Below are 16,705 nucleotides of genomic sequence, written 5' to 3' on the forward strand. Positions count from 1 at the left end.
ACTCCTCAGAACTTCTGTTTGGCCATCCACGGAATGATACGATCAAACGCCGCATCAAGATTCTCGCAAGTGGTAGAGAAGCTGATCCGAATGGCATTGGTACAGGCCTCTCCAAATGCATCTCCCGGCACCACACACACTCCGGTTTCTTTGAGCATCCGCAAAGCCAGGTCCGACCCATCAACATGGGGCGGCAAATCCGGGAAGACAAAAAACGCTCCTCCTGGTTTGTAACCGGTCATGTATGGAGTCTGATCAATCAAGTCAACTACTTTATCTCTGCGCTCCCGATAGATGTCCAGCATGTCCCTAACGCACTGCTGGTCACTCGTTAATGCTGCCACTCCCGCATATTGGGAGGGCGTATTAGCCACCGACGTGGTGAACATGTGGTAGCGCCGCAGGTATTTGATCGTGGCCTGGCTGGCAATGACCCAACCCACTCGCAGCCCCGCCATACTGTAGGTTTTCGAGAAACTACTGATGCACATGATGTTGTCCAGATCCACGGAGCAACTGAGAACACTGGCAAAATCTTCATCATCAAAAATCATGTGGTCGTACACCTCATCGGCATACACCTGTATGCCCCGATAGGCGCACTCTTCCAGAATGGCTTCCACGGTACTGCGGGGATATACCGCCCCAGTAGGGTTATTCGGATTGTTCAGTATCAAGGCAAAGGTGCGCGGCCCCATGGCTGCGATCACTTCGTCGGGATCAAGCTGATGATCGTTTTCCACACGGGTCGGTACAAACTTGACCTCTCCCCCGTTCATACGAATAAGCGGTGCGTAAAGCAGGAAAGAAGGATCCGTAACAATAAATTGGCGGCCCGGTGCAGATGTAGCCGAGATAGCCAGATACATGGCTTCGGTTGCTCCGCTGGTCACCAGAATATTATCTCTGGTGAGTTTCCGGTTGTATCGTTTGCCGTAGTAATCCCTTAAGGCCACTAGCAGTTCAGGCAAACCGGCATCCATGGTGTAGCCAGTTTGTCCTGCATTTAGGGCGTCAATATAAGCATCAATAACATGCTTGGGTGTTGGGAGATCAGGCTGGCCAATCGAAAGATGAATAACATCCTTCATAGTGGCCGCCATATTGACCATGCGCCTAATCCCCGGTACCGGAATTGCCTGCATTGCAGGGTTCCAACTGGCCTTCGCCTTCCGGTATTTCACTCTCCGCACTTTATCCTCGCCGGTATCTTTATTGGCGCCATTTGCCATAACAACCTCCTACAACGGGAACGGGAGGGCCAAAACAGACCCCTTTGCAGGTTAGTCACGAAAATCCGGGCATACAAGGTAATGCCGGAAAGGGTTTGATAGGTACAAGTACCCACCAGGATTCCCGATGATCACCACTGTATGTGCGAGCTGAGGTTGACCAGACGACATCCGCCTACCAGACTAACCTCAGGGTTTTGTAGAGGAAAATGCCTGGCCCATAAAAACAACTCTCGACAATCAGCAATCGAAGCCGCGGAGGTTCAATGTCCCATCTCAGCAAGCCTGTTGTAACTGTCCTTACTGCTCCCGGAGAGCAGGAGCCACCAGGAATGGATTCTCTTCGGGCTCGTGCCGAAGTGCGTTTCGCCAGTGACGAAGCAACCCTGCGAAGCACCTTGCCGGGTACTGATGTGATGATGGTGACAGATTTTAGAACCGAGGCGCTGGAGGCTGCCTGGGGCTGTGCGGACAAATTGAGATGGATACACGCCACCAGCGCCGGGGTAGATGCGCTGATGTTCCCTGCCCTCACAAACAGCAGTGTGGTAGTCACTAACGCCAGAGGCATATTTGACCGCACCATCGCTGAATATGTGCTTTGCACCATCCTGATGTTTGCCAAGGATTTTCCCGGCTCAATCCGCCTGCAAATGAAACACAAGTGGAAGCATCGGGATACGGAAAGAGCAACAGGCAAGCAGGTTCTGGTAGTTGGTGCAGGCTCTATTGGCAGGCAGATTGGCCGCCTTGTTGCCGCTGCTGGAATGAAGCCCCACGGCATTGCCAGAACCGCCCGTACGGACGACCCGGATTTTGTAGCGGTTCATGGTAATGATGAGTTATACCACCAGCTGGAACTGGCCGATTACGTGGTGATTGCTGCACCGCTGACGCCGCAAACTGAGGGGTTGTTTGACGAAAAAGCCTTCAAGGCCATGAAAAACACGGCGCGCCTGATTAACGTTGGCCGCGGCCCGATTGTAAAAACAGCCGATCTTATTGCTGCTCTGGAGAGTGGTGACATTGCTGGCGCCGGGCTTGATGTATTCGAGGAAGAGCCCTTACCGGAAGACCACCCGCTTTGGGACATGGAAAACGTCATCATGACGGCCCACATGGCCGGTGACTTTATCGGCTGGCATCGTGCGCTTACCGATCAGTTTCTTGAAAACTTTGATCGCTGGCACGGTGGTGAGGAACTGTTCAATCTGGTGGATAAAGAGCTGGGGTACGCGGGGAGCAAGTAGCCGACGTTCCCTCAAATGCCGGATCGGGCGGGGGAGGTGTTCCTAAAACCGTGCGGAGCCATGGATGACGGAGCCGAGCTTACAGGGATGTATTCACACCGCATTTTGGGAACACCTCCCCTGCCCGGTCTCCTGACTTACTGGGTCTACCTCAGCTGCCAGACAACGACTGATCCGCTGGATCAATCTCCATCTGCTGTATCGCAATCACAGCCTGAGTGCGGTTACGAACCCCAAGCTTACGGAACACAGCTGTGATGTGAGCCTTGATCGTTGCCTCAGACACCTCAAGATCATAAGCAATCTGCTTGTTCAGAAGGCCTTCCGCCAGCATACCCAGAACGCGAAATTGTTGCGGGGTCAGTGACGCCAGCTTTTCAGAGAAGTCTGTGGTATCGGCATGCATGCGCTCAAGCTTGTCTGCTACACCTTCCGGCAGCCACACATCCCCCTCAAGAACAGCCCGTATAGCCTCGGTGATGGTGGGCAGCGGCGCCGACTTCGGAATAAAGCCAGACGCCCCATAGTCAATCGAGCGCCGCATTACCTGCAGTTGTTCCGACCCTGACACAACCACCACGGGTAGCCCGGGGTATTGTCCACGCATGAACACCAACCCCGAGAAACCGTGGGCACCCGGCATATTCAGATCAAGCAGGACCAGATCTGCATCCGGGTGCGAATCTACCGACGCCTGGAGTGCCTTGATGCTGTCAACTTCTACTGTTTCCGCATCAGGTACCGCCTGACTGACCGCCTGTTTCAGGGCAGCCCGAAACAGCGGATGATCATCAGCGACGATAATTGTTTGTGTCATTAAACCGATTCCTCACAGGTTTTCGGCCTGTTATCAGACCTTATTTAAACTCACGATTGCTGATCAGATCGTCCACTACACTCGGATCTGCAAGTGTGGATGTGTCTCCCAACTGGTCGTGCTCGTTAGCAGCAATCTTACGCAAAATCCGGCGCATAATTTTGCCTGACCGCGTTTTAGGCATGCCCGGCGCCCACTGGATAACATCCGGAGAGGCAATGGGGCCAATTTCCTTACGAACCCATTGTACCAGCTCTTTCTTGAGCTCATCTGAAGGCTCTTCACCCTGCATCAGAGTCACGTAAACATACAGCCCCTGACCCTTTATGTCATGGGGGAAACCAACAACTGCGGCTTCTGCCACCTTGTCGTGGGCCACAAGGGCGCTTTCAACTTCAGCGGTGCCGAGGCGGTGCCCGGAAATATTAAGCACATCATCAACGCGGCCGGTAATCCAGTAATACCCGTCTTCATCTCTGCGTGCGCCATCTTCGGAAAAGTACATTCCGGGGTAGGCACTGAAATAGGTTCGGATAAAGCGCTCATGGTCACCATAGATCGTGCGCATCTGCCCAGGCCAGCTGTCCAGAATAACCAGGTTACCATCAGCTTTTCCTTCTAGCAGATTCCCTTCGTTGTCCATCAGGCCCGGCTTCACGCCAAAGAAAGGTACGGTCGCGGAGCCCGGTTTCAAATCAACGGCGCCGGGTAGTGGCGCAATCAAAATGCCGCCGGTTTCCGTTTGCCACCAGGTATCCACGATCGGGCATTGGCTGTTGCCGATTACACGGTGGTACCATTCCCAGGCTTCCGGGTTTATGGGTTCGCCCACAGAACCCAGCAACTTCAGGCTCTTGCGCGTTGTACCCGCCATGCAGGCTTCGCCTTCGGCCATCAGTGCCCGAATAGCCGTTGGCGCTGTGTACAGGATGTTGACCTGGTGCTTGTCTACAACCTGGCCCATACGTGAGCTGTCCGGGTAGTTGGGAACGCCTTCAAACAGAAGCGATGTTGCACCGTTACACAGAGGCCCATAAAGAATGTAACTATGGCCTGTTACCCAGCCAAAGTCTGCGGTGCACCAGTAAACATCACCATCTTTGTAATCAAACACATACTCATGCGTCATGGAGGCGTATACGAGATAGCCACCGGTAGTATGCAAAACACCTTTGGGGGCGCCAGTAGACCCTGAGGTGTAGAGCATGAACAAAGGATCTTCCGCATTCATTGGCTCTGGCGGGCAGTCAGCGGATGCGGTTGCCATCAAATCTTCATAGCGCACATCCCGGCCATCACTCCAGGGCAGATCTTTGTTTCCTGTGCGGCTGACAACCACAACCTTCTCAACGGCCGCGCCTTCCCTGTCTTTCAGGGCAGCATCCACGTTCTTTTTCAGTGGCACCTTGCGACCACCGCGGAGCCCTTCATCGGCAGTAACAACAAAGCGCGACTTGCCGTTCACAATTCGGGCACCCAATGCTTCGGGCGAGAAGCCCCCAAAAACAACTGAATGGATAGCACCAATACGGGTACAGGCCAGCATGGCCACGGCGGTTTCAACAATCATTGGCATATAAATCGTGACAACATCACCTTTTTTTACGCCAAGGCTTTTAAGTACGTTAGCAAACTTGCTGGTTTCTTCGTGCAACTCGCGATAACTGACATGACGGGATTCGGCTGGGTCGTCGCCTTCAAAAATAATGGCCGTCTGATCGCCGCGGGTTTCAAGATGTCGATCCAGGCAGTTTGCAGAAGCATTCAACTCACCATCTTCAAACCACTTGATGGAAACGTTTTCAGGGTCGAATGTGGTGTTCTTGACTTTGGTGTAGGGCTTGATCCAGTCAATTCGCTTTCCATGCTCTCCCCAGAACGCATCCGGATCTGCGATGGACTGACGATACATTTCGTCATACTGCTCCCGGTTTACCAAGGCCCGTTTGGCCACTTCCGGGCTTACCGGATAAAGGTTTTTATCAGTCATAGTGCTCCCCTTTGATCAGAGTTTGTTGTCATTGTCGATTTTGTCAATCCAGAGCGGTAGGGCGTGCAGGCCCTGCGGACACATAGCCGTAGTTCAACATGTGAGCTACCACACAATGAATTAGACTAACGTCCTAACGTACTTGAACTTTTAGCTTAAAAAGTTCAGTAACCTGCAAGAATTCAAGGGTAATTTCCAAACAGTATGGGCTTCAAATTAAAGGCGGCCCTACTTCCCGGGGAGGTAAACCAGCCCCCGTTTAATAGGGCCAGATAAAATCACGCAGCTTTCTTTCGTCCCCGGGAACTCCGTGGACCACGGGCTTTTTTCGCACTAAGTGCGTACCGGTTCAGGCCAGCCAGGTGAATCTTGCGTAAATATACTGCCCAATCAATCTGGCGGGCATCCACAGGAAACAATGCCTTATCTACCTCCCCCATGCGCGTGGCCAAAGCCAGAAGCTCGTCATTGCGGAAGATATAATCCGGGGCAGTGTAAAAGCCGAAAATGGTTGCCAGTGAACGAGTGGTGTCAAGGTTTTGCAAGACCTTAAGCTCGCGCCCCTGCCCCAACAGCCCCTTCATGCGGCTTGCCATACTCAATGGAATACGGGCACCGCCCACCAAGGCATCGAACAAAGCGCGATTTACTGCAATGAAGGGTTTGACGGGCCGACGGTAAAACAGGTTTGGGTAGGCAGCGTAGTTGGTCTTGGCTTCCGCCAGCAGATGATCAATGAACGCACCCACAGACACCGGGTTGGAACTGCCACTGCAACACTGGTAGATCCTCGACTCCGGCGGCTCGCTCAGTGCTTCAGCCACCGCAAGAATGATGGAGTTTGCAACCAGATCAACGGGAATAACATCAACAATGCCAGAGCGCTTGCCGGGGAAGAGGGTTACTTTTTCCCGAGCGTAAGCAAGAATGATGGCATCCGCCACTTTTACACCTTCAATCCAGCCAGGCGCTGGCTCTTCCAGAGCGCTTTCAATTATGGACGGGCGTACAATGGTAAGGGAGCGACCCTTCAGTGCTTTCATTAGCAGCTGCTCGCCCAGCCATTTAGTAAAGGTATAGGTGTCACTCCAGCCGTATCGGTTTGCCTCACGGATCCCCAGGTCTACAAGCTTGCGCTCCAGCATTTTGCCGGTATAGCGCGAACGCACATCTACGATGCTGTCGTTAAGCACCCGGATCAGCTCTTCTATTTCATAGTAGCCTGAGGCGCTGCGGGGAATATCCTCACCCGCAGGCTTAATTACCGATTCGGTAACCTGGCCGGAGTTCATTCCGTTTACATAGCAGGTTGAAACCTGAACAACCGCAAGGTTGGGGTTCAGTTGCGCCAGCTCCGCAATGTTTTCCAGACACAAGGTATTGATCGTTAGTGCCTTGTCGAGCTCTTCGCGAAAGTTGACACTGGCAGCGGAATTAACGACCGCATCGATGCTGTCAGCCAGCTTTTGAAGGGCCTCGGGCTGCAGACCAAAACCGGGTTCAGTTACCTCTCCTGTGACACAGTGCAGGCGCTCTTCCAGAAACGACTCGAACGCTTCGTTGTCCTCCTGACGCAAACGATCAAACACAGACGAGGTGGCAATTTCCTGGAGGAATCGACTACGGGCATCAGGGTTCTGCTTATTGCCCCGTATCAGAAGATGTATACCACCAATATCAGGCACCGCCCGAATCAGTTTTTCCAGAACAACCTTGCCCAGGAACCCCGTGGTGCCGGTAATCAGAACATGCTTGCCTCGCAGTTGCTCAAGTACCTTGGACGAAGACATTCCAGCTTCCTTTGTTTGGTTTACGATAACGAAAATTCCTTTTTCATGATTTCCTGCAGCTCCCAATACTTGCACAAGAATCATGGCAGTGTGGTGACAAACCGCAAGGTTATCACCAAAACTCACGCAACAGCGCCAGCACAAAATGCTGCTCTACAAACGCCCCGGAAGAAATAGCGAATTAGCCGACATGTTCCCGTACTCGCACCCAAGCAACCTTGCTCAGGCGCCACTGCCTTCTTCATCAACCAAAGACCGTAGCAATTGGCTCAGTGAAATACCGGAAGGCTGTTCTTTCAAAACTCTAACCAGGTTTTCCTGATCACCAAAACTGATGCGATCATAAAATGGCTCGGGGAGTACCGGCTGAGGGAGACTCTGCGCAAGAGCACTGCTATCACCAGGGGTCATATCTGTGTCGGGTGGCGAAATTTCTTCCGCCAAATGCCTGAGGTGCGCTGCGAGATGTTCACGTTGCTCCCGATTCAGGCCTTCCCAGGCAATAGCACTCAGCCCGGTCTGGATAATCTCAATAGTGTCGTTGTCGGGCGTGCGCCCCAGCAAGGCAAACAGGCGCATAAAAACGTCATAGCGCAGCATGGCGTTATCACTTACCGGCCCAAGCACTGCTTCCAGCTCAGCAACAGCCTTCAGGCAGCGATCCCGGGGGCTGACCGATGGCTTTGTTACTTCCGGCTTCTGCTCACGGGTCTGCTGACGCTTCGAAACGGAATGCCAATAGGCAGCTATACCCGCTTTGCGCACAGGGAGTTGCGTGAGTCGCACCTCAAGCATGTCCGCCAATGTACCGAACTGTCGGCACGACGGGTCAGACTGTGGCAAGAGTGCAACCGGCTTCTGATTCAATACTGATTGGCGCAGTGTCTCATCGCGCCATATTCCGCCCATGTAATGCAGGGAGCACTCAAGGTGACGACGCGCGGCGGCATCGAGGCGTTGAAACACCGAGCGCGCCTGACTGGCACCCTGCGCCATATTGATCAACACACTGGGCGTTCGTTTATAGCCACGGCGCCTCAATACCTTGATCAGGGAAAAGGCGTCTGTCAGAGAGGCTGGGTCTGGCGTTACCACCACACAGGCCAGTTCCGCAGCTGCAATCATGTGCAAACCAGTCGGCTGAAGACCAGCTGCGGTATCCGTTATCACGTAGTCATAGCGTCGTTCCAGCATTGAAAGCGCACGCAGAATGCGGAAGCTGTCCTCGGGTGCCATATCCATGCATTCCTGGACACCGGACGCCCCGGGCAGGATATGCAAGCCGTAACTCACCTCCAGAAGTGTGTCTTCCAGACGGCATTCACCGGCAACCACATGCGCCAGTGTGCGCTCGGGGTACAGCCCCAGCATAATGCTTACATTGGCAAGATCTGTATCACCGTCCAAAAGCAGTACACGTTTATCTTGGCGCGCCAACGTGAGCGCCAAATTCAGCGCAACAGATGTCTTCCCCACTCCACCCTTGCCGCCAGTTATGGCGATGGTTCTGGGCGGGTTAGCTTTGCGTATTGGTGATTGCTGAGCACTCATGGCGGACGACCTTACATCCTTGCAGGAACAACAAACGGCACATTAACCTGTAAAAATTGTACACACATCACGTTCCAATGAATATGCCGATCAAAAAAAGTACAGTTGATGTTTAAACTTCCCGACTTTTTGACTAAGCTCGACTACTAATAAAAATGAACACAGTTTCATAATGTGATTTCAGCGCGCTCTACAGGCAAGCCTATGAATACAGTTCCCGACCTCCAGCTCCCGAGCCTTCCGGAAGTCACCCTGCGCGCGCTTGAAGCCTGCCACCGGGATGACAACTATCGTGCTATCAGCGAAATCGTCGCATCGGATACCGCCCTGGTGGTTCGAATTCTTGCCTTGGCCAATTCCGCTCTCTATGGCCCCACCCCCGGAATACGATCCATTGATCAGGCATTAATGCGCCTTGGAACACGACGTTTCAAAACACTGATACTGACCGTCGCCCTCCGCCAGGTACTTTTTGACTTGGGCGGTGGCGCCTGGCAACAGTTGCGGGATTTCTGGCGACATGCGCTGACTACAGCACTTACGGCTCGTGCTCTGGCAACCCTGACCCGCTATCCGGAAGCCGATGAAGCCTTCATGCTCGGTATGCTTCACAACATCGGCGAACTTATCGCAATAAAGACGCCTGATATGGAGGCGCGGCAAGAATTCATGAATCGTCAGTCCGAGATCGCAGCAGAGCTGGTTACCTCCTGGGGCTTGGGGTCAATGGCAGCAGATGCCATGCGCTATCAACAGGCGTTACCCTCAGAGTTACGGGACGCAGGGCATCTGGTAAAAGTTATCAGTCTCTCCACCCGCCTCGCCTTGTCCGATTCTGCCGGCATTGCAGCCGCGGGCACCATGTTCGGACTCAGCGAAGACTTGGTCCGTGAAGTCAACCGGCGCATCAACCTGGACGTTTCCCAAATGGCAGAGTCTATGGGAATTCCGCTAATCAACAGCTACAGCGCCGAGCCCGCATCAAAAAAACTCCGTCAGACCGTATTGCGACAGGCCATTGCGCAGCAAGCTCTTGGCTTTGCAGATTTGGCCGGCACCAGTGGCGCTATTCTTGCGGAAACTGTCAGTAGCCTTACGCTGATTACCGGGCTGCCTGCACTGTGCTTTGGGCTCGACGATGACAGCCTTGTACTTCTGTCAGGCACCGCAGGGGACAACCCGCGCCTGGTTATAAACGCACAAGCCGGTGGCAGTGCCTTGAGTGAGGCTTTTGCATCGAGAACGCAGGTCAGCCTGAGTGGGCGCACGCCAAACGTGCTCGACAACCAGCTTTTATCTCTGCTCAGAACCCCATCACTAACCGCTGTTCCCGTGATTACAGGTAATCGTTGCCCCGGCGTATTTGTGCTGGGCACCGATGGCAAGACACCCGATACATCTGCAGAGCTGGTAAATCTTTTTGTCCAAAAACTTTCCGCGACACTTCAGGACAAAAGCGCTTCCCTGGAGATCAGCACAGAGGAAGCAGACCTGAATCGCCAGATCGCGCTGGAAAAACTGCACAGGCAAGTGCATGAAATCAGCAATCCTCTGACCATCATTCGCCAGTACATCCACCAACTCAAAAGCCGGCTTAGCGATCAGGAAATGCAGGGAGAACTGGATGTCGTGCGGGATGAAATAGATCGGGCAGGCAATTTGCTGCTGCAACTCACCCACACCACAACCCGTGATATTGGCGACGGAACAGCCGATCTGAACGCAGAGATATCAAGCCTCGCCCGCGTACTGGAAGACAGCCTTTTCAGCGACGGCAACCTGCATTTGAACGTGCTACTGTGTAACACTCAAACGTTAGTTAACGCTGGCCCGCCTGCCATCCGCCAGATCCTTATCAATCTGGTCAGGAATGCTGCTGAAAGCATGTGTGAGACCGGCGGAACCGTTACAATCAAGACTTCGGCCCCGGTTTGGCAAGGGCATAGCAACTGGGTTGAGATGGTAGTGACCGACACGGGTGCCGGCATTCCCGAGAGTTTACGAAAAGCCCTGTTTACACCGGGAAAGACCACAAAAGGAGAAGGCCACAGCGGTTTGGGCCTTAGCATTGTGAAACAACTTGTTGATGACATGGAGGGCATCATTGCTTGTCATACGGGGCAGGAAGGAACCACCTTCCGACTGCTGCTGCCTGCGACTAGCCACGAAGACACCAAGACCGACTGACGAACGATAGCGGATCCAGAGCAATGGCACCTGATCAGCCCAACAAGCATACCTTGCATGGCGCAGCGCGCATTCTGGTGGTTGATGACGAGCCACGCCTGGCAAGCGCTTTGTCTACCCTGCTGCGCAGCTGCGGCTACGATGTAACCGAGGCCCATGGCGGAAAACAGGCCTGCGAACTGGCAGACACCCTTCGCTTTGACCTGGCCCTGCTCGATTTGCGCATGCCAGAAGTAGATGGTTTTGCAGTCATGAGCCACCTGAACAGCCGGCAGCCAGAATGCGCGATTATCGTTATCAGCGGAGAAAGCTCATTCACAGCCGTCAGCCGCGCACTCAGGCGCGGTGCTCTGGACTACGTTCGTAAGCCATTTGATCCTGAAGAACTCATCGCCACAGTAAAAGGCGTTGTTGGCAAGCAGTCGCTTCTTAAAGCCCATGAAGACATACAGGTGCGCCTTGAGAAATCTGAAGCACTGCACCGTTACATCGTAAACAGTTCGCCCGATATCGTATTCATGCTGGATGCAAAGGGGCACTTCTGTTTTATTAACAGCAAGGTCGAAAGCCTGCTGGGCTATAAGCCGGCTGAGCTCTGTGGCAAGCACTTCCGGAACATTCTTGATGAGCGCGATCTCGCCAGAGGTGTTTACGCACTCAACGCGCCGGACATCAGCGCAGACAACCCCCGTACTCTTGAGATACGTCTCAAAACACGAGGTAGCCGCCGAGCTACCCGGCATTTCGAGATAACAGCCTTTCCCATTTCACCCCAGGCTTGGACACACAACGGCAGTACCAACGGCGGCGGTAATGGCCAAAACGCCAGTTACTACGGCACTGCACGCGATGTCACTGAACGCAAAGAAGCTGAAGCCTTTATAAATTTCCAGGCCTATCACGACCTGCTCACGCGCTTGCCTAACCGCGCGTTGTTTAAAGATCGTCTGGAGTTAGCCATCACCCATGCACGTCGCGGCCACCAAAAGCTCGCAGTGATGTTTCTTGACCTGGACCGCTTCAAAATCATTAATGATACCCTTGGCCACGCTATGGGGGACCGGCTGCTACAAGCTGTCACCCAACGCCTGGAAGGCTGCCTGCGCAAGGGCGACACCTTGTCTCGCTTTGGCGGCGACGAATTCACCCTGCTTCTTCCATCGGTTCACGGTCACGAAGATGCAAGCCAGATCGCCAGAAAACTCATCAAGACACTCAAAGCGCCTTTCCTGCTGGGTGAGCATGAAGTGTATGTGGGGGTCAGCATTGGCATCGCTATCTATCCGGAAGCAGGCTGCAGCATGGATCAGCTGATCCAGAATGCTGATATCGCCATGTATCACGTCAAGGCCCGGGGCAAAGACAGCTATCGCTTTTACTCCGAGAGCATGAGCATCGACAGTACCCACCGCTTGCTGCTGGAACGGGATCTGCGCATGGCTCTTGAGAAAAAAGAGCTGCGGGTGTTTTACCAGCCCCAGGTTTGTGCCCGCACTGATCAGATCGTTGGGCTCGAGGCTTTGGTACGTTGGCAGCACCCTGAACGTGGCCTGCTCTACCCCCGGGATTTTCTCAGTCTGGCCGAGGAAACCAAGCTCATTGGCCTGCTCAGCGAGCAGGTTCTGGATCAGGCATGCCGGGATGTTGGCCAATGGATCCGCGCCGGGCATAAAGACTTGCGACTGGCCGTAAACCTTTCCCCTATTGAGGTGGAGCATCCCCGGTTTGTTGAAACCTTGATAGAGCGAGTAAACGCTAACCGGTTCCCTCCCGCAAATCTGGAAATCGAAATTACCGAAAACGTGATCATGAACGACCTGGAGCAGATCAGCCAGAAGCTCCGGGAGCTGGCAAATATCGGCGTACGTATCGCAATCGATGATTTTGGCACCGGGTATTCATCACTGAACTACCTGCACAGACTGCCTATCCACACCCTGAAAGTTGATCAATCCTTCGTTAAAGCCATCCGAAGTGGCGTGGACGATGCCTGTATTGTTAACGCTATTGTAGCTATGGCTCACGGGCTCAAGCTGGAAATTGTTGCCGAGGGCGTAGAGACTGAAAAGCAGCTCGATTACCTGCGCGCACTCGGCTGCCATCAGGTACAGGGATTTTTCTACGGCCCCGCACAACCCGCTGCAGAAATCAGCAAGTTGCTGACACACCCAAAAACCGAAATGGCTGCAACCGCCTCAAGCTGATCTGCCCCGAGAACACTGTCTTACAATCCTATACCGAACCTTGAATCTGTTATCAAAGTAGTGCCTCAGGTTAATTTTTGTATCTCGAAATGGGGATTACGGCACATATTTTTTCTACCCTGCTCAATAGACTTGAATCACAAAGACATTGGCTATCGAAACATTCTGACTAGTCAGAATGGCAAAAATTACAATAACGATGGCGGCATTCAAGCTAACAAGAACAGGCAGCAGTTATCATGCGTGACAAGTACCGCTACATAGGCCCCGTGTACGATTTCCTCAGCAATCTTTACAGCGGAAAAAACATTCACCGATGTAAAACCGCGATGCTGGATGTGGAAACAGTGAAGCAAGGCGACCGCATTCTGTTTGCCGGTGTTGGCCATGGCCGGGACGCCATACGTGCAGCAGAACTGGGTGCCGACGTTACGGTTGTTGACTTGTCAGAAACCATGCTGCGCAAGTTCGGAGAAGCACAGGAAAGCGAAGCACCCCACCTCAGCATTCGCCGCATTCACAGCGACATCATGAAAGTGGATGAAGTAGGTCAATACGACATGGTTGTCGCCAACTTTTTCCTCAACGTATTTGACGAAACCATGATGGTGAAGGTTCTGGAACACCTGATTCAACTGGGCAAGGAAGACGCTCACATTGTTGTAGGCGATTTCTGTTACCCAACCGGCAATGTGTTCTCGCGCACCTTCAAAAAGCTGTACTGGTACATGGCCGTGTTTACCTTCTGGCTGTTCGCCAACAATGCCTTCCACAAGATATACAACTACCCGGAGCACATGCGCAGCCTGGGCCTTGAGGTAACGGAGAAAAAGCACTTCAAACTGCTGAACATGGATTGTTACTGGTCAATTCTCGGCCGCAAGCAGGCATAACCGATCATCTGCCAAATAATAAAAACCGGGGAGATTCACATGTCAGATCAAATCCTTGCTCTCGACCAGGCCTCCGAGCTTGAAAGCACCGCTTTTACCTTCAGTGAGCGAGTAGGTTACCTGAAGAGGTTTGGCGGCCATTCCCAATCCTTCTCTACCCTGCAGCCAGGTATGCAATATTTTGATGTACCAGGGATGGGGTATGTGGCCTACATGCGGCAGTGGGGCACCACCATTGTTCTCTCAGACCCAGTCTGCGCCCCGGAAAACTTCGGTGCGGTTCTGGAGCTGTTTCAAAAGCGCTTCCCTAACGCCTCCTATGTACAGGTTTCCAAACCGGTTGTGGACTTCTTGCACCAGCGCTTTGGTCTGTACGGCACACAGTTTGGCAGCGAATCCCGAATCGACCTGGCAAAGTGGTCTCTTAGCGGCAAGAAAAAACAGATTCTGCGCACCGCATTGAACCAGGCTGAAAAAAGCGCCATCACGGTGCAGGAACGGTTCAGCGACGACCACACCCGGGAAATCTCGGAAGCCTGGATTCGTACCCGCAAATGTAAAAGTAACGAAATCCGCTTTCTGATTCGCCCCATGGACATGGAATACCGGGAAAACGAGCGTCGCTTCTATGCGTACCAGGATGGCAAAGCGGTTGGATTTATCTACTTTGATCCGATTTACCGCGACAACGAAATCATCAGTTACGTCCCTAATATTTCCCGCGCAAACGCAGATTTCAAACAGGGCATTTTCTATACTCTGATGGCACACGCCATGGAAGCATTCAAGGCCGAAGGCGTTCCCTATCTGGATTTGGGGCTTATCCCGCTGTCGCTTGACTCAACCACGGAACATCAGGAAGGACGGCTTCTAAAACGCATTTTGCACGGCATCTACAACCGGGGTAATTTCATCTATAACTTCAAGGGACTGGAGTTCACTAAATCACGGTTCCGCGGCGACAACTTCAAGACATACTGCTGCCACAAGCGGAGCATACCAGCACTTGAGTTTCTTGCCATGTTCAAGCTGACCCAAGTGCTATGACTCTGAAGGCCAATTCCCGACAACCCTGGCAGGCTGCAGGCCCATGATTGCCATATAATTGGCAACACCTTCCGGAGCCCTAGCGGTGAACAGGGCTGCAGCCACAGGTTCGCCTTTAACGTCACTGGGCGCCGTCGCGGTTAAAGGCTTTTCGGCTTGCGCCAGAAGCCAGGCAACACGGCGCGCAATAGCCTCCCCGGAATCCACCCAGAACTTCACCTCCGGCAGACTTAACCGAAGATTATCCAGCAACAGTGGATAGTGAGTACACCCGAGGACAACGGTATCCACTCCAGCATTTCGCAGGCTCGCAACTGCGCTATCGAGTTCAGCCTGAGGCACAGCTACACCTCTGGCCAAATCCTCCGCCCACTGAACCAACGCCGGGTGCCCAACACGCTCAACCACGCAGTGAGAGGCAAATTCCCGCACCAACTCGTCGAGGTAAGGCCGGCGTACCGTTGCAGGGGTGGCCAGAAGCCCAATCCGGTGATTGAGGGTTTGCGCCGCAGCAGGTTTCACCGCTGGCACAACACCCACCACCGGCACAGCTGTTATAGCACGCAGGTGCGGCAGGGCAACCGTGCTGGCCGTGTTGCAAGCCACCACAATTGCATCACATGGGTATTGTTCCAGTGCTTTTGCAATAAGCGAGCAACAACGCTCAATAACGACAGATTCTGGCTGACCACCGTAGGGAAAGGCGGCGTTATCTGCCAAATATACAATAGATGTCTGCGGCAGCTTTTCATGGACACAGGCTGCAACGCTTAACCCGCCAACGCCTGAATCAAAAACCAGAACCCGCGGTAAGCCACGCTCACTCAAGGCCGGACACTCCACCAGTAATCATTCTTTCCATATCCCGTATCAGTCGCCCGGAAATTGTCGTTTCTGGTGGCACTGGCGGCCTGCTACCAGGTAAAAACCAACCTGCATCAGCAAGCTCATCCTCCTGGAGAACCAGCTCGCCACCAGCATAGTCAGCAAAAAAACCGGCCATCAACTGGTGTGGAAAGGGCCAGGGCTCAGACGCCCGATATTGAATATTAGTCACATCCAACCCGGTTTCTTCTTTTACCTCACGCACAACGGCAGCTTCCAGGCTTTCTCCTGGCTCCACAAAACCTGCTATCAGGCTATAGAAATGGCGCTTCACACGAGAGGACTTGGCCAAAAGGTAGTGGTCCTCTTTGCGAATCACCACAATCACACAGGGCGCAAGCCGCGGATACCAAGGAATGCTGCAGCTATCGCACCACTTTGCCCGTTCCCGGCGATGAAACCCCATGCAGCCACCACAGCGCCCACAATACTGGTGATCCTGAAACCACTGCCAAACCTGAAAGCCGGTGCTGAGCATGGCCGCGGGCACATCGCTGATCATCATCAAGGCATCACGCAACGAAACAATATCACCGTCAGCACTAACGGATTCCGGCACTTCGGTCACGAAAACTGCACGGCCATCTGCGCTTCCCAAAGATACAAAGCCCGCATTTCCTGCCTGCACAGGCATACTTTCCAACGGCTGCAACCATCCATCGCCCGGCTTGAACACACCGGATCCAGACAGTACCAGTACAAGGTCTCCCCGCTCGGGCTGCCTGGTAGTCCATCCGGGGTTCCACTGAATAGTTGATGTCGCCATCTGCCATCGCACCTTATAGTGTTAAACGGGCCAAACAGGAATGTATCACACGTAAGAGAGCTTCAAGAATGAAGCATTGGCTTTCCGGCTCTC

General features: G+C 53.3%; 12 protein-coding genes. 5 read left to right on the plus strand and 7 right to left on the minus strand.

Annotated elements, in window-relative coordinates; all coding sequences use genetic code 11:
• Nucleotides 1–5: 5 nt before the first annotated feature.
• A complete protein-coding gene (locus FFI61_RS09760) occupies nucleotides 6–1,232 on the minus strand; it encodes a pyridoxal phosphate-dependent aminotransferase (RefSeq protein WP_200201868.1) in 1,227 nt (408 codons plus the stop codon).
• A 266-nt stretch (nucleotides 1,233–1,498) separates the two neighbouring features.
• On the opposite strand from FFI61_RS09760, the gene FFI61_RS09765 reads away from it, so the two are divergent.
• Nucleotides 1,499–2,482, plus strand: a complete 984-nt coding sequence (locus tag FFI61_RS09765) for a D-2-hydroxyacid dehydrogenase (RefSeq protein ID WP_200201869.1) — start codon at nucleotides 1,499–1,501, stop codon at nucleotides 2,480–2,482.
• Nucleotides 2,483–2,633: 151 nt separating this feature from the next.
• On the opposite strand, the gene FFI61_RS09770 is transcribed toward FFI61_RS09765, so the two are convergent.
• The 4 genes from FFI61_RS09770 to FFI61_RS09785 form a co-directional block, all read right to left on the minus strand.
• Nucleotides 2,634–3,299, minus strand: coding sequence for a response regulator transcription factor (locus FFI61_RS09770; RefSeq protein ID WP_200370119.1), 666 nt, complete (start codon nucleotides 3,297–3,299; stop codon nucleotides 2,634–2,636).
• Nucleotides 3,300–3,339: 40 nt separating this feature from the next.
• Nucleotides 3,340–5,289, minus strand: coding sequence for an acetate--CoA ligase (gene acs / locus FFI61_RS09775; protein WP_200201870.1), 1,950 nt, complete (start codon nucleotides 5,287–5,289; stop codon nucleotides 3,340–3,342).
• Nucleotides 5,290–5,567: 278 nt separating this feature from the next.
• Nucleotides 5,568–7,079 carry a fatty acyl-CoA reductase gene (locus FFI61_RS09780; protein ID WP_200370120.1) on the minus strand — a complete coding sequence of 504 codons (1,512 nt, stop codon included), beginning with the start codon at nucleotides 7,077–7,079 and terminating at the stop codon, nucleotides 5,568–5,570.
• Between the two features lie 222 nt (nucleotides 7,080–7,301).
• A complete protein-coding gene (locus FFI61_RS09785) occupies nucleotides 7,302–8,630 on the minus strand; it encodes an AAA family ATPase (RefSeq protein ID WP_200370121.1) in 1,329 nt (442 codons plus the stop codon).
• Nucleotides 8,631–8,834: 204 nt separating this feature from the next.
• Here FFI61_RS09785 and FFI61_RS09790 point away from each other — a divergent pair, with 204 nt between their 5' ends.
• The 4 genes from FFI61_RS09790 (at nucleotide 8,835) to FFI61_RS09805 (ending at nucleotide 14,961) form a co-directional block, all read left to right on the plus strand.
• Complete coding sequence (locus tag FFI61_RS09790) at nucleotides 8,835–10,817, plus strand: HDOD domain-containing protein (RefSeq protein ID WP_200370122.1); 1,983 nt, start codon at nucleotides 8,835–8,837, stop codon at nucleotides 10,815–10,817.
• 23 nt (nucleotides 10,818–10,840) lie between these two features.
• Nucleotides 10,841–13,021, plus strand: coding sequence for an EAL domain-containing protein (locus FFI61_RS09795; RefSeq protein WP_200370123.1), 2,181 nt, complete (start codon nucleotides 10,841–10,843; stop codon nucleotides 13,019–13,021).
• 239 nt (nucleotides 13,022–13,260) lie between these two features.
• Nucleotides 13,261–13,914: a class I SAM-dependent methyltransferase gene (locus FFI61_RS09800; RefSeq protein WP_200201875.1), complete on the plus strand. Its 654-nt coding sequence runs from the start codon at nucleotides 13,261–13,263 to the stop codon at nucleotides 13,912–13,914.
• A gap of 39 nt (nucleotides 13,915–13,953) precedes the next feature.
• Entirely contained in the window at nucleotides 13,954–14,961 is a 1,008-nt protein-coding gene (locus FFI61_RS09805) for a DUF2156 domain-containing protein (protein WP_200370124.1), read from the plus strand.
• On the opposite strand, the gene murI is transcribed toward FFI61_RS09805, so the two are convergent.
• Together murI and nudC are read right to left on the minus strand one after the other, a co-directional pair.
• The gene (gene murI, locus FFI61_RS09810) at nucleotides 14,956–15,789 is read right to left on the minus strand and encodes a glutamate racemase (protein WP_200370125.1); all 834 of its coding nucleotides are present in this window, start codon (nucleotides 15,787–15,789) and stop codon (nucleotides 14,956–14,958) included. The two genes, FFI61_RS09805 and murI, sit on opposite strands and share 6 nt — an antisense overlap.
• The gene (gene nudC / locus FFI61_RS09815; protein WP_200370126.1) at nucleotides 15,782–16,612 is read right to left on the minus strand and encodes an NAD(+) diphosphatase; all 831 of its coding nucleotides are present in this window, start codon (nucleotides 16,610–16,612) and stop codon (nucleotides 15,782–15,784) included. Before nudC ends, murI begins: the two co-directional genes overlap by 8 nt.
• Between the last annotated feature and the right edge of the window lie 93 nt (nucleotides 16,613–16,705).

Source organism: Marinobacter sp. DY40_1A1 (assembly GCF_016597815.1).
In the GTDB taxonomy this organism is placed as follows: Bacteria; Pseudomonadota; Gammaproteobacteria; order Pseudomonadales; family Oleiphilaceae; genus Marinobacter; species Marinobacter xiaoshiensis.

What these genes read in the sequence shown, in the direction of transcription:
- FFI61_RS09760 (WP_200201868.1), bottom strand. Translation starts at nt 1,232, where the DNA reads ATGGCAAATGGCGCCAATAAAGATACCGGCGAGGATAAAGTGCGGAGA.
- FFI61_RS09765 (WP_200201869.1), top strand. Translation starts at nt 1,499, where the DNA reads ATGTCCCATCTCAGCAAGCCTGTTGTAACTGTCCTTACTGCTCCCGGA.
- FFI61_RS09770 (WP_200370119.1), bottom strand. Translation starts at nt 3,299, where the DNA reads ATGACACAAACAATTATCGTCGCTGATGATCATCCGCTGTTTCGGGCT.
- acs (WP_200201870.1), bottom strand. Translation starts at nt 5,289, where the DNA reads ATGACTGATAAAAACCTTTATCCGGTAAGCCCGGAAGTGGCCAAACGG.
- FFI61_RS09780 (WP_200370120.1), bottom strand. Translation starts at nt 7,079, where the DNA reads ATGTCTTCGTCCAAGGTACTTGAGCAACTGCGAGGCAAGCATGTTCTG.
- FFI61_RS09785 (WP_200370121.1), bottom strand. Translation starts at nt 8,630, where the DNA reads ATGAGTGCTCAGCAATCACCAATACGCAAAGCTAACCCGCCCAGAACC.
- FFI61_RS09790 (WP_200370122.1), top strand. Translation starts at nt 8,835, where the DNA reads ATGAATACAGTTCCCGACCTCCAGCTCCCGAGCCTTCCGGAAGTCACC.
- FFI61_RS09795 (WP_200370123.1), top strand. Translation starts at nt 10,841, where the DNA reads ATGGCACCTGATCAGCCCAACAAGCATACCTTGCATGGCGCAGCGCGC.
- FFI61_RS09800 (WP_200201875.1), top strand. Translation starts at nt 13,261, where the DNA reads ATGCGTGACAAGTACCGCTACATAGGCCCCGTGTACGATTTCCTCAGC.
- FFI61_RS09805 (WP_200370124.1), top strand. Translation starts at nt 13,954, where the DNA reads ATGTCAGATCAAATCCTTGCTCTCGACCAGGCCTCCGAGCTTGAAAGC.
- nudC (WP_200370126.1), bottom strand. Translation starts at nt 16,612, where the DNA reads ATGGCGACATCAACTATTCAGTGGAACCCCGGATGGACTACCAGGCAG.